The following is a 13410-nucleotide window of genomic DNA, read 5'->3' on the forward strand; positions in this document are numbered from 1 at the left end:
TTCCTGTCGACCGTTTGCCCATGACCCCCAACTGGGGGTCTGCGGCGGTGGGTGCGTCAATTCCCCAATCTTTTGTTCGATGCGACACGCTCGGAGCGGCGCATTCTTGACGACTTGATGAAACGTACGTTTCCAAGTCGTTGAATTTGTTGGATATTTTTGGATACAGGGCGGTTACGGCCTGCAATCGTTTCAAGGCTGGCACGACTCCTGCAAATTCGGATGGGATCACATCCCATTATTCGAGTCCGCTCGAAGCCCGAAACGCCGGAGTCCGCGCATGAAACGCATCCTGGTCTACTCCCACGACACCTACGGTCTGGGCAACATCCGCCGCATGCTGGAGATCACCCGGCACCTGGTCGACCACGACCCGGAACTGTCGGTGCTGGTGGTCACGGGCTCGCCGATGATCCAGGCCTTCCGGATCCCGGAACGGGTCGACTACATCAAGCTGCCGTGCGTCGGCCGCAACGAGAGCGGCGCATCGGGCGTCAAGACGCTGGCGCTGGACTACGCCGCGACGATCCGCATGCGCGCCAACATGATCCTGATGGCCGCGCTGGACTTCGCGCCCGACCTGATCCTGATCGACAAGAAGCCGCTGGGCATCGACGACGAGCTCGAACCGATGCTGGAGGCGCTGCGCTGCGGACCGCGCGCGCCGCGTGTCGCCCTGCTGCTGCGCGACATCCTCGACGAGCCCGCCCGCACCCGGCGCCAATGGCAGCAGGGCCGCTACCACGAGGCGATCGAGCGCCATGTCGACGCGATCCTGGTGGTCGGTGAAGCGCAGGTGTTCGATGTCGTGCGCGAGTACGACTTCCCGCCCGCGTCGGCCGCCAAGGTGCAGCACTGCGGCTTCCTGGCGCGACCCGGCGCTCACGGCCCTGGCGAGCGGGTCCGCGCCGACCTGGGCCTGCCGATGGACGTGCCGCTGGTGCTGGTGACCGCCGGTGGCGGTGCCGATGGTCACCGGCTGCTCAAGACCCACCTGGACCTGATCGCCAGCGCCGCCGCGACCGGCGAGGCGCTGCCGTGGCGCAGCCTGCTGATCACCGGCCCCGAGATGCCGGCCGACCTGCGCCATGCGCTGCGGCGCCAGGCCGACACGCTGCCCGATGTCGTGCTGCGCGAGTTCACCGCCGACATGCTGGGCTGCATGAACACGGCCGACGTGGTCGTCTGCATGGGCGGCTACAACACGATCTGCGAGCTGCTGACGCTGCGCAAGCCGGCGGTCGTCGTGCCGCGCACCGAGCCGTCGCTCGAACAGGCGGTGCGCGCCGACCGGATGCAGCGCGCCGGGCTGTTCAGCGCCATCCACCCGGATCAGCTCGACGAGGAAACGCTGCTGCGGGCCATCACGCGGCAGTTCTCGCGGCCGGCGACGCAGCTGCTGGCGCGCTTCGAGATGCGCGGGCTGGCCGGCGTCGAACGCGCCTGCGCCGAGCTGATCGCGCAGACCGGCGCGACCCGGCTGCCCCACGGCCTGACCGGCGAGGCCCTGGCCGACGAGGAACGTGTCGCCAGCTCCGAGGCGCTGGCGCTGGACACGGCACTGCAGGCGCTGACCCGCGGCTTCGCGCGCAGCCGCCTGGGCGGTGGCCCGGCCTACGCGTGGTGAGCGATGCCCGACCTTGACGTTGACCTTGACCTGGCCCCTGCCCTGGCCGCCCCGCGTCTGCAGCCCGAGGTGGTCGACGCCTGGCTGTCGCTGGCACGTCCCGAGCTGACGCCGGAGCGCCGCGCGCGGGCCGACGACGTGCTGCGCGGCGTGTTCCGCGCCATCGGCGTGCGCCATGCGCTGGCCCGACCGATCGACTGGCGCCACAACCCGAGCCCGGATCATGAATGGCTGATCGAGCACCACAAGATGCCGGTGCTGGTCGACCTGGCGCTGTGCTGGGCGGCCGACCGCGATCCACGCTGGCTGCAGACCTGCGCCGAGCTGCTGTCCGGCTGGCTCGACACGATGGGCACCGGCGAACTGCGCAGCAGCGACGCCCAGGTCGAGGCCAAGCGCATCGAGCACTGGCTGCTGACGCTGGCGATGCTGCAGCAGGACGGCGCGCTCGATCGCTTCGAGCAGCGCCATCCCGGCCTGGTCGAGCGGGTCCACCAGCGCCTGCGCGACGAGGCCGCGCACGTGTTCGCGCACCTGCGGCCGTCGCGCAACCACCGCACCTTCCAGCTGCTGGCCGTCTGGCTGGTCGCGGTCGCCTTGCCGGCCGACGGCCACAGCGCCGACTGGCGCGCCCGCAGCCAGGCGCTGCTGTGCGCCAACCTGCTGGACGACTTCGGGCTGGACGGCGTCCACGTCGAGCTGTCGAGCCACTACCACCAGATCACGCTGGAAGCGGCGATGGCTCACGCGCTGACCGCCGATGCGATCGGTGCGACCTTGCCGGCGGCACTCGAACAGCGCCTGGCCGCGGCGCTGCGCCACTCGGCCTGGCTGCAGCTGCCCGATGGCGACATGCCGCTGATGAACGACGCCGACTCGGGTGAGCACCGCCGCCTGCTGGCCATCGGCGCACGCCGCCACGGCCTGCCGGCCGACGAACGGTCGGCCTGGTTCGGCCAGGCCGGCTACCTGTTCAGCCGGGGCGAGGCGGGCAGCGGCCAGCACCTGTTCGCCGACTTTGGCGAACTCGGCGCCGGCAGCCATGCCCACTACGACCTGTTCAACGTCTGCTGCAGCATCGGCGGCCGCCAGGTGCTGGTCGATCCCGGTCGCTACACCTACCACCCGGAACCGGACGCCGACGGCATCGACTGGCGCCACGCCTTCAAGCGCACGGCGGCGCACAACACGGTCGAGATCGACGGCCGCGACCAGACCCGCTACCTGTCGAAGGCCCGCCAGCCGGCCGCCGGCCTGGAGCGGCTGGACCGCAGCCGCCATGTCGGCAAGCACGGCCCGGCCGTGCGGGCGGTCGACCGCCGCGTCATGACCGGCCGGCGCAGCGACTGGGCCTGCGCGACCGCGCTGAGTCACGAGTACACGCCGCGCCACAGCCGGCTCGTGCTGCATGCACAACGCCGGCGGCTGCTGCTGGTCGACCACGTCACCGCAGACGACGGCCAGCCACATCAGGCCGCCCTGCACTTCCACTTCGCCGCGCCGTGGCTGGACGGCGTCACGCTGTCGCCGGCCCTTGCCGGCACGGCCGGCTGGACGGCTGCCGCACCCGGCTGGCGCCTGCACCTGACCGGCCTGGCCGAGGCGGCCGAATGGCAGGCGCCCGCGCTGCAACACGGCTGGGTCAGCCGGCACTACGGCATCAAGGCGCCGGCCCCGGTCCTGCGTCTGGCCGGCCCCTTGCGGCGCCGCGCCGTCGTCGTCAGCGTGCTGGCCGCCGCGACCGACGACCTGGCGGTCGATCGGCTGGAGGCCGGGCTCGGTGACGACGACACGGTCCATGTCCGCGTCCACGGCCACGACCGGCACGGCGCCTGGGTCGAGCAGACCGTGCTGGCCTGCGGCGCGCAGCCCTTGTCGATCGGTGCCGTCGCGCCGGCATGCGGCACGGGCCATGCCCGGCTGCTGCACCAATGTCTGCGCGACGCGGCGTCGGCGCCGGACCACCTCGTCATCGGCGACGCCGCCGCCGACCTGGACCTGCGGCTCGAACCGGGCCGGCCGCTGCTGCGGCATCCCGGCTCCCACCTGGAATCGTGATGAAGCGCCTCGACGACCTCTCGACCCCGGACCGCGCACCGCGCCTGCTGTTCCAGGTCCGCAACCGGCGCGGGCTCGGGCACATGATGCGCGGCCTCAACATCGCCGCCGCGCTGCGCCAGATCTGCCCGCAGGCCCGCATCGACTTCCACCTGCGCACGCCGCCCGGGGCCGGCTTCTGGCCGGACGACCTGGGCCTGACGGTCGAGGACCCGGCCGATCCGGCCCATCCGCAGCGCGGCTGGCGCGCCACGGTCGAGCGGCTCGACCCGGACGTGATCGTCTTCGACACGATGCTGCCCGAGCCGGACGAGGTCGGGAGCGAACGCGCCGCGCTGGCCTTCGTGATGCGCGAGTGCCTGCCCGAGGAACAGCGCGCGCTGCACGCCCACCCGCTGATGGCGCGCATCGGTCGATTCATCGTGCCGCACGAGGCCGCCGACTACGGCCCGGTGCCCGAGGCGCTGGCCGACCGCACGCACTGCGTCGGCACGATCCGGCGCAGCACCAGCGCGGCCGCGCAGCAGGCGCTGCGCCAGCGGCTGGGCCTGGCCGACGACGCCTTCGTGCTGACCAGCACGGTCGGCGGCGGCGGCTTCGCGGCCCAGGCCGACCGCTTCTTCGAGGTCGTGCGCACCGCCCATCAGCGCCTGCAGCCGGCGTTCGACGCGCTGGCCGCTCACGGCCGGCCGGTGGCTCATCTGCTGATCCAGGGGCCGAACTACGCCGGCACGGTCGAGCCGCTGCCCGGTCTGCGGGTGATCGCCTCCGAGCCGGAGCTGGTCAGCCTGCTGGCGCTGTCGGACCTGGTGATCGGCGAGGGTGGCTACAACACCGTCAACGAGATCCTCGACACCCGCACGCCGGCGCTGTTCCTGCCGTCCACCCGCGGCAAGGACGACCAGCACGGCCGCGTGCAGGTGCTGGCCGACGCCGGCCGGGCCCAGGTGATCGACGTGACCGACCCGGACGCCGGCGACCGGCTGGCGCAGGCCGTGCAGGCCCTGCTGGACGATCCGCAGCGGCTGGCGACGATGCGTGCCTGCGCCGCCCGGCTGCCACCGCCCCGGCGTGGCAACGAGGCCGCCGCCCGGCTGCTGCACGCCCTGGCGCTGACGCGACTGCCTGCCCACGCGAGCGCCGCATGAACGCGACCCGGATGCCGCCCGAACGCCCGCCGGTCGACGGCGAGCCGGCCAGCCCGCGCGAGATCGCCTGCCGGGCGGTGCGCGAGCTGGTCGGTCCGCTCGACCCGCTGGGCGACCCGCGCAACACGCCGGTCGAGGTCGGCGGCGTCGCCTCGGGCAGTTCGGTGTTCGGCTTCGGCGAGCGCAACGCCGACGGCCAGGTCGTGATCAAGGTCTATGCCAAGGTCTACCCGGACCGGGGCGCCAGCGCCCAGCACGCCCGGCTGCACCGGCTGCGCCACGTGCTGGCGACGCAGGACGCGGCCCATCCGCTGCGCATCCCGCAACCGCTCGGGGTCGACCGGGACGGCCGCTGCCTGCTGCAGGCGCCCGCGCGCGGCACGCTGCTCAGCGAGCTGCCGGCGGGCCCCCGGCTGCTGGAGGCGCTGGAACAGACCGGCGCGGCGCTGGCCCGCCTGCATCGCACGCCAGCCGCCGTTCTGGGCCTGGCCGAACGCGGTGGCGAGCGGCTGCAGGACCAGGTCGAGGCGCTGATGCGGCCGCAGCCCGACACGCTGGCGGCCAGCCTGCCGGCGCTGGCCGCGCGGGTGCGCACGGTCCAGGCCGACATCGCCCGCCGCTTCGAGGCCTGCCGCAGCGCCGCGCCGGCCACGCTGGCGCACCGCGACGTCCACCCGCGCCAGCTGTTCTTTTCGCCGCAAGGCGTCGACCTGATCGACTGGGACCTGGCCGGCGCTGCCGACCCGGCGCTGGACCTCGCCAACCTGCTGATCCACCTCGACAGCCGCTGGCCCGGCCAGCCGCAGGCGGCCGACGCGCTGTGCCACGGCTATGGCGCCAGCCGGATCGACGCACTGCGCGAGCGCCTGCCGGTCTGGCGGGCCTTCCACCACCTGCGGCGGGCCTGCAAGTCGCACCGCCTGGGCGCCGAGCCCGCCCGCATCCAGACCGAACTGACGGCCGCGCAACAGGCGCTGGCGACCGACCGCGCCGACGGCCTCCCGGAGTGATGACATGAGCCTTGCCTACGTCCTGAAGACCTACCCGCGCCTGTCGCAGACCTTCATCGTCAACGAGATCCTGGCCCACGAGGCGGCCGGCCAGAGCCTGCGCATCGAGACCTTGCGCCCGCCGAAGCCGGAGGACGCGCAGGCCGATGTCAGCGCGGTCCGCGCGCCCGTCCATCGCCTCGGCGAACACGCCGCCGGACAGCGCGGCGAGGCCCTGCTGGCGGCCCAGGCCGACGAGCTGGCCGGCCGGGTCCGCTCGCTGGGCATCACGCACCTGCACGCCCATTTCGGCAACAGCGCGGCCGAGGTCGCGCGGCGTGCCGCCGAGCAGGCGGGGATCGGCTATTCGTTCACCGCCCACGCCCGCGACATCTTCCTGGACGGGCTGGACCATGACGCGCTGGCGTTGCGGCTGCACGCGGCGCGCCGGGTGGTGACCGTCAGCGACTTCAACCGCCAGCACCTGATCGCCCGCTACCGCCTGGCGCCCGAGCAGGTCGTGCGCATCTACAACGGGCTGGACCTGCGCCGCTTCAGTCTGCAGACCGGTCCGCTCGAAGCCGCCCGCGAGCCGCTGATCCTGGCGGTCGGGCGCCTGATCGAGAAGAAGGGGTTCGCTGACCTGGTCGCCGCCTGCGCGCTGCTGCGCACGCGCGGCCGGCGTTTCCGTTGCGTGATCGCCGGTGGCGGGCCGCTGATGGAGACGCTGGCACGCCAGATCGCCGCGCTCGACCTGAACGGCCAGGTCCGGCTGCTGGGCGCCGTCAGCCCGGCCGAGGTCCAGCACTGGATGCAGCGCGCCGCCGCTTTTGCCGCGCCCTGCGTGGTCGGCGCCGACGGTGACCGCGACGGCCTGCCGACCGTGCTGCTGGAGGCGATGGCGCTGGGCTGCCCCTGCGTGTCGACCGACGTCACCGGCATCCCCGAGGTCCTCCACGACGGCGACAGCGGCCTGCAGGTGCCGCAGCGCGACCCGGCGGCGCTGGCCGACGCGCTGGATCGGCTGCTGGCCGATGCGACGCTGCGTGAGCGGCTGGCGCGACAGGCCCGCGCGCGGATCGAACGCGACTTCGACATCCACCACAACGCCGCCCGGCTGCGCCGGCTCTTCGCGGCCGAGTCCGGCCGGGTGCCGGCGACACAGGGCTCGTGATGTCCGCCGTGAACTCCACCTTGAACACCACCCTCCCCGTCGATCCGCCAGTCGACTTGCCGCCGCCGGTGCGCCACCCGTTCCGCGACCTCGTGCTGGCGCAGTTGCGGCAGGTGCGCGGCCCGATCGCGATCGCGGCGCTGTGCATGTTCGGCTCGACGCTGGCGGCGCTGGCCGCGCCTTGGCCGCTCAAGCTCGCCTTCGACCTGGTGCTGCTGCCGGGCGTCGGACGGGCGCCGTCGACCGCGGGCCAGGCCAGCCTCGATGGCCTGGTCGCCCCCTGGCTGGCGGGCGATCCGATGGGCGCGATCGGCCTGCTGTGTGCCGCGCTGGTGGTCATCGCGCTGGTCGGCGCGGTCTGCGGCTTCGTCCAGCAGATGCAGATGCAGCGCATCGGCTTCCGCATCGTTCACCACCTGCGCAGCACGCTGTTCGACCATGTCCAGCAGCTGCCGCTGTCCTTCCACAGCCGCGCCCGCAGCGGTGAGCTGATGAGCAAGATCACCGCCGACACGACCACGCTGCGCGATGTCTGCAGCGACTCGGTGCTGGTCTTCACGACCCATGCGCTGACGGTGCTGGGCATGCTGGTGCTGCTGCTGGCGCTGGACCTGCGGCTGGGCGCGCTGGCCACGCTGACCTTTCCGCCGCTGCTGCTGATGCTGCTGCAGCGCCTGCGCCGGATCACCGCGAGTGCGCGGCGACAGCGCTCCAACGAAGGCCAGCTGGCGCACCGGGTCGGCGAGATGCTGCAGTCGGTCAGCCTGGTGCAGGCCTACGGCCGCGAGCAGCACGAGCGCGACCGCTTCGACGACGCGAGCCGCCGCGCCACCGACGAGAGCCTGCGCACCAGCCGGGCCGAGGCGGCGGCCGGCCGGATGATCGAGCTGGTCACCGCCGCCGCGACCGCGCTGATCCTCGCCGCCGGCGGCTGGCTGACGTTGCGCGGCGAGCTGTCGCCGGGCAGCCTGCTGGTCTGCATGGCCTATGTGACGGCGATGTTCAAGCCGGTCAAGCAGATTTCCAAGCTGGCCGCGCGCATGGCCAAGGCCCGTGCGTCGATCGAGCGCATCGAGGAGATCCTGGCGCTGCAGCCCGAAGGCCGCGACGCACCCGATGCCGTCGAGGCCCCTGCGCTGCGCGGCGACATCCGCTTCGACCATGTCAGCGTGCGCCACGAGGGCCGCACCGTGCTGCACGACATCGACCTGCACATCCCCGCCGGCACGCGGGTGGCGATCGTCGGGCCGTCGGGCGCGGGCAAGTCGACGCTGGCCCGCCTGCTGGTGCGACTGGTCGAGCCGCACGCCGGCCGCGTCTGCATCGACGGCACGGACCTGCGGCGCTGGAAGCGCCGATCGCTGCGCGAGCAGATCGGCATGGTGCTGCAGGACAACCTGCTGTCGGGCAGCCGCGTGCGCGACAACATCGCCTACGGCCGCGACGACGCCAGCGACGCGCAGATCGAGGCCGCCGCCCGGCTGGCCCAGGCGCACGACTTCATCACCGGCCTGCCCGGCGGCTACGAACATGTGCTGGGACCGGGCGGCGCGACGCTGTCGGGCGGCCAGCGCCAGCGCCTGTGCCTGGCGCGCGCGCTGATCAAGGATCCGCCGATCCTGCTGCTGGACGAGCCGACCTCGGCGCTGGACGCGACCTCCGAGCGGCAGGTGCGGGCGGCCATCGCCTCGGCCCATGCCGGGCGCACCAGCATCGTCATCGCCCACCAGCTGCACAGCGTGCTGGACGCCGACCTGATCGTCGTGCTGCAGGACGGCCGCATCGTCCAGCAGGGCCGGCACGACGAGCTGATCGGCCGCGAAGGCGCCTACCGCCGGCTGTTCGGCGCCGCCGTGCAGGAGGGCGCGAGATGGCGGTCAGCGTGACAGGCGACGACACCGTGGCGCGCCGCCCTTACGCCGTGGTCGACGACCGGCACCCCTGGGCCGCCCAGGTGCAGGCGCTGCGCGAGGCGATCCGGCTCGGACCGGCGGCACCGGTCGGCGCGCGGATCCAGGCCGAGCTCAAGGGCGTGCGCCAGCCCGACGGCCGCTGGACGCTGGAGCGCGCCTACTGGTCGATCCAACAACGCGACCCCGGCGTCGCCTTCGGACTGGCCGCCTACACCTTGAGCGCCGACCTGCGCACGCCGGGCGCACCGCGCATCGACTGGCTGCGCCTGCCGCACGACCCCTACCTGTCGGAGATGGCCGGCTGGCTGGCGGCGATGCCCGACGGCGCAACGCTGCAGATCCTGCGCTACGTGCCGCTGCGGCGCCTGACCTTCCGGCTGCGCCATGCCGACGGCCGCGTCGGCATCGGCAAGTTCAAGCGCCGCTCGCGCTATGCCCAGGCCTACGGCCTGCTCGGGCTGATCGACGAGGCCGTGCAGCGCCAGCCGGGCGGCGCGCAGGCGTGTGGCTACCGGGTCTCGGCCCCGGTCGCGCTGAACCCGCAGCGGGCGCTGTATTTCCAGACCTGCCTGGCCGGCGACGACCTGGCCGACCGGGTCACGCCCGCCAACGCGGCCGGCTGGCTGGCGGGCATCGCCCGGCGTCATGCGCATCTGCAGCAGCTGGACGTGCCGACGCTGGCCTTGCGCAGCAACGCGCACTGGCAAACCCAGGCCCGCACCGATCTGGCCTGGATCGCCTGGATGCGCCCGGACCTGGCCGAGCCGCTGGCCCTGCTGGCCGAGGGCGTCGAGCGCCTGCCCGATGCCGGCTCCGGCGACATCGACGCCCGAACCGGCTTCTGCCACGGCGATTTCGTCTGTTCGCAGTTCCTGGTGCCCGAGACGACGGACCCCGGACACGGCGCGCCGGACGAGGGCTCGGTCTGGTCGATCACCGATTTCGACCTGGCGCATCGCGGCGACCCGCTGCGCGATCTGGCGATCCTGCTGGCGTCGCTGACACACGACGTGCCGGCCCTCGCCGCTGATGCATCCCGTGAGCGACTTCTCGACCACGAGGCGCTGGCGCAGGCCTGCCTGGCTGCACGCGCGCAAGCCCGCGCCAGCAACGCCAGCAACGCCAGCAGCGCCGAGCAGATCCGGCACGACGAGCGGCGGCTGCGCTGGCACCGGCTCTGCGCGGAGATCTACTACCTCGGCCTGGCGCTGAAGAAGGACACGCTCGAACCGGTCGCCTACGCGCGTCGTCTGGACCGGGCCCTGGCCTTGGCGCGGGTGCTGGCAGGGGTGCAGGCGTGGGTCTGAGCGTGGCACCACGTTCCGGCCGGGTGCCGATCGGCCATGTGCTCAACACCGCCGGACTCGGTGGCGTGCCCGAGGCCGCCTGGCAACTGCTGACCCGGCTGCCGGCCGACCGCTGGGAGCGGCACCTGTACGTGATGAGCCCGCCGGCCGACAGCGCCGATCACAGCGGGCAGGCCGCCGAGGCCCGGGCCGAGCGGCTGGCCCGTTTCGAGGCTGCCGGCATCCGCGTCAGCGGCAGCGCGGCGGGCGACGGCGCGTTCGCCCGCCAGGGTGCCTTCGGCGACTGGCTGCAACGGCACCGCATCGCCCTGCTGCACACCCATTCCTACAAGCCCAACCTGCAGGCCCGGCTGCAGGCCGCCGCGCTCGGGCCGGCCGGTCTGCCGCTGGTCGCCCACTATCACAACCAGTACGACAACAAGTGGCAGGCCGACGGCAGCCTGCCGCTGGACCGCCAGCTGGCCGCCCGCAGCGCCGCCTTGCTGGCCTGCTCGGCGGCGGTCGCCGGCCATGTCGAGGACCGCCTCGGGCTCGCCGCCGGCCAGGTCCTGGTGGTGCCCAACGGCGTCGACGGCACACGCTTCCGGCCGGCCGACGGCGCGGGCGCCCGTCTGGCGGCGCGGCAGCGTCTGGCTGCGCGCCTGCAGCCCGACGACCCGATGCTGGCCAGCCGGCCCTGGATCGCGCTGGTCGGTCGCCTGTGCCGCCAGAAGGGCCAGGACCTGCTGCTGCGCGCCGCCGCCCGGCTGCGCCAGGATCATCCGCAGGCCTGCTGGCTGCTGGTCGGATCGAGCGATGACACGGCCACGCGCGACATGCTGCTGGCACTGGCTCATGAGCTGAGCCTGCCGGCCGATCGGGTCCTGCTGACGGGACACCTGCAGGACATGCCGACGCTGTACCAGGCCATCGACCTGCTGGTCGCGCCGTCGCGCTGGGAGGGCTACGGGCTGATGCTGGTCGAGGCGATGGCCTGCGCCACGCCGATCGTCGCCAGCCGCGCCGGTGCGATCCCCGAGGTGGTCGGCGACGGTCCGGACGGCCCGGCCGACCTGGTGCCAACCGAGGACATCGAGGCGCTGGCCGCAGCGATCGACACGCTGTTGCGCGACCCGGTGCGGCGCGCCGCCAGGGGCGCAGCCGGGCCCGCCCGTGCCGCGACCTTCGGCTGGCAGCGCAGCGCCGACCAGCTCGATGCGCTGTACGCGCGGCTGCTGCAGGGCGCCCCGGCATGAATGCGCCGCCGGTATCGTCGCCGCGCCCCGGCACCCTGATCCTGGTGCGACACGGCCGCACGGCCGGCAACGGCCAATGCCATGTCGGCTGGCTCGACCTGCCGCTCGATGCGGTCGGCGAGGCCCAGGCCCGTCACGCGGCCGAGCTGCTGCGCGACCGGCCGCTCGCCGCCTTGCACGCCAGCACGCTGCAGCGGGCCTGCGCGACGGCCCGGGCCATCCAGGCCGGCCGCGACGGGCTGGTGCTGCAGACCCACGACGCGCTGCGCGAGATCGACTACGGCGAACACACCGGCCGCCGCAAGGCAGGCGAGCCGCTGCGCCTGCGCCATCACCATGTCGACGTGCCGATGCCCGGCGGCGAGAGCCTGGCCGACGTCGAGCGACGGGTCGCCGGGCTGCTGCCGCTGCTGCTGCCCACGCTGGCGGCGGGCGACACCGCCGTCGTCGTGGCGCACTTCTGGAGCCTGCGGGTGCTGCTGGGTCGACTGCGCGGGCTGACGCTGCGCGAGATGCTGGCCACGCGCGACTACAAGCCGGGGAACGGCTCGGTGGCGGTGGTGCCGGTGCGCGTCAGGCTGAATGCGCAACGGCGAGAACCCGTGGACATCGGCACGTGAACATCCCCTGGCAGCACCGCGACGGCGACGATCCGGACGCGCCGGCACCGGCCGACTTCCCGCAGCGGCGCTGGTGTTTCGGCTCGGCCTGGCTCGATGGCGGACTCGCCCGGGCGCTCGGCCGCGCGCCGGTCCGCGCCGAGGTCGACAACGTGCACCACCTGCCCGGCCGGCAGCTGCAGGTCGTCTACCGGCTGGAAGGCGCGGGCGACGAGCGTGTCACGCTGCGGTTCGAGCCGGCTGCTGCGGCAGGCACCGACGCCGACTCCACCGCCGTACGGGCCTGCGGTTCCGGTCGCTGGCTGGCGCCGGCCCGGGCATGGGCCTGGTGCTGGCCGGACGACCCGGGCGGTCTGCCACTGGCCGACTGGCTGTCGCCGGCGCAGATCCGGTCGGTCCTGCCGCCCGGACAGGCGGCGGCCTGGCCGTCCGCTGCGCCGTTGCGCGCCGAGCTGCTGTCCTACTCGCCCGCCGAGCGGCTGGCACTGCGCTGGCGCGCCGGGCCGGTCGAGCCCGGCTGGGTCATGAAGGCGCAGCGCACCGGCATGGCCGACGCGACGACCTTGCAGCGGCTCTGGCACTCGCCGTCGCGGCGCTGGGTCATGGCCGAGCCGCTGGCCGAGGCACCGCGCAGCCCCCATCCGGAGCCGGGCACGATCGCGCTGCGCTGGGAACGTTTCCTGCCCGGCGAGCGCCTGGAAGAAGCCGCAGCGCGTGACGGCTGGACGCGCGTGCTGCAGCAGGCGGCGACGGCGCTGGTCGCGCTGCACCGCCAGCCGCTGGACGGCCTGGAGCGCCTGCCCCGTTTCGGCATCGCCGAGGCCCACGCCCAGCTCGACCGCAAGGTGATGCGGCGCATCGAGGCCACCTTGCCCGGCCTGGCCGACCGATCACGCGCGCTGGCCGACCGGCTGGGTCGGCAGGCGGTGCGGCTGGCGTCGCGGCGACCCGCACCGGCCGCGTTGCTGCATGGCGACCTGCACACCGGCAACCTGCTGCGCGGGGCGGACGGCCGCATCGCCTTCATCGACCTGGACAGCCTGCGGGTGGGCGACCCGGCCTGGGACCTGGCGATGCTGTCGACCCGCCTGATGCTGATCGGCCTCGTCGACCCGGGCCGGGCGCACGACCTGGCCGGGCCGCTGACCGCCTGGCCGCAGACCTGCCTGGATGCCGGCGCCGACCCGCAGCTGCTGCCGCGCTACCACTGGCATGTCGCGACGATGCTGCTGTCCCGCCAGGTCAAGACCTGCGTGCGTCACCACGCGCCCGGGCTGACGCGGCTGGCGACCGCGTTGCTGGAACAGGCCGAGGCGGTTGCGGCGGCGCTGGACTGACG

10 protein-coding genes are annotated in these 13410 nt (G+C 73.6%); all 10 read left to right on the forward strand.

All coding sequences use genetic code 11. The annotated features are described in order from the left end of the window. Positions 1 to 280 precede the first annotated feature (280 nt). From ACWA7K_RS08295 to ACWA7K_RS08340, 10 genes are read left to right on the forward strand one after another with little or no spacing between them, the layout of a single operon-like run. The gene (locus ACWA7K_RS08295) at positions 281 to 1627 is read left to right on the forward strand and encodes a glycosyltransferase family protein (protein ID WP_456167447.1); all 1347 of its coding nucleotides are present in this window, start codon (positions 281 to 283) and stop codon (positions 1625 to 1627) included. 3 nt (positions 1628 to 1630) lie between these two features. Continuing rightward, complete coding sequence (locus tag ACWA7K_RS08300; protein ID WP_456167449.1) at positions 1631 to 3685, forward strand: heparinase II/III domain-containing protein; 2055 nt, start codon at positions 1631 to 1633, stop codon at positions 3683 to 3685. Beyond that, a complete protein-coding gene (locus ACWA7K_RS08305) occupies positions 3685 to 4833 on the forward strand; it encodes a glycosyltransferase (protein WP_456167451.1) in 1149 nt (382 codons plus the stop codon). Before ACWA7K_RS08300 ends, ACWA7K_RS08305 begins: the two co-directional genes overlap by 1 nt. Beyond that, complete coding sequence (locus tag ACWA7K_RS08310; RefSeq protein ID WP_456167453.1) at positions 4830 to 5843, forward strand: aminoglycoside phosphotransferase family protein; 1014 nt, start codon at positions 4830 to 4832, stop codon at positions 5841 to 5843. The genes ACWA7K_RS08305 and ACWA7K_RS08310 overlap by 4 nt, the downstream gene beginning before the upstream one ends. Positions 5844 to 5847: 4 nt before the next feature. After that, the gene (locus ACWA7K_RS08315) at positions 5848 to 6996 is read left to right on the forward strand and encodes a glycosyltransferase (protein WP_456167455.1); all 1149 of its coding nucleotides are present in this window, start codon (positions 5848 to 5850) and stop codon (positions 6994 to 6996) included. Positions 6997 to 7016: 20 nt separating this feature from the next. Then, entirely contained in the window at positions 7017 to 8882 is a 1866-nt protein-coding gene (locus ACWA7K_RS08320) for an ABC transporter ATP-binding protein (RefSeq protein WP_456167457.1), read from the forward strand. After that, a complete protein-coding gene (locus ACWA7K_RS08325) occupies positions 8867 to 10216 on the forward strand; it encodes a phosphotransferase (protein ID WP_456167459.1) in 1350 nt (449 codons plus the stop codon). The genes ACWA7K_RS08320 and ACWA7K_RS08325 overlap by 16 nt, the downstream gene beginning before the upstream one ends. Positions 10217 to 10218: 2 nt before the next feature. After that, entirely contained in the window at positions 10219 to 11451 is a 1233-nt protein-coding gene (locus ACWA7K_RS08330) for a glycosyltransferase (protein ID WP_456167461.1), read from the forward strand. Then, a complete protein-coding gene (locus ACWA7K_RS08335) occupies positions 11448 to 12071 on the forward strand; it encodes a histidine phosphatase family protein (RefSeq protein WP_456167463.1) in 624 nt (207 codons plus the stop codon). Before ACWA7K_RS08330 ends, ACWA7K_RS08335 begins: the two co-directional genes overlap by 4 nt. After that, positions 12068 to 13408 carry an aminoglycoside phosphotransferase family protein gene (locus ACWA7K_RS08340; RefSeq protein ID WP_456167465.1) on the forward strand — a complete coding sequence of 447 codons (1341 nt, stop codon included), beginning with the start codon at positions 12068 to 12070 and terminating at the stop codon, positions 13406 to 13408. Before ACWA7K_RS08335 ends, ACWA7K_RS08340 begins: the two co-directional genes overlap by 4 nt. The last annotated feature ends 2 nt before the right edge of the window (positions 13409 to 13410 follow it).

This window comes from Leptothrix mechoopdaensis (SeqCode) (genome assembly GCF_053893855.1).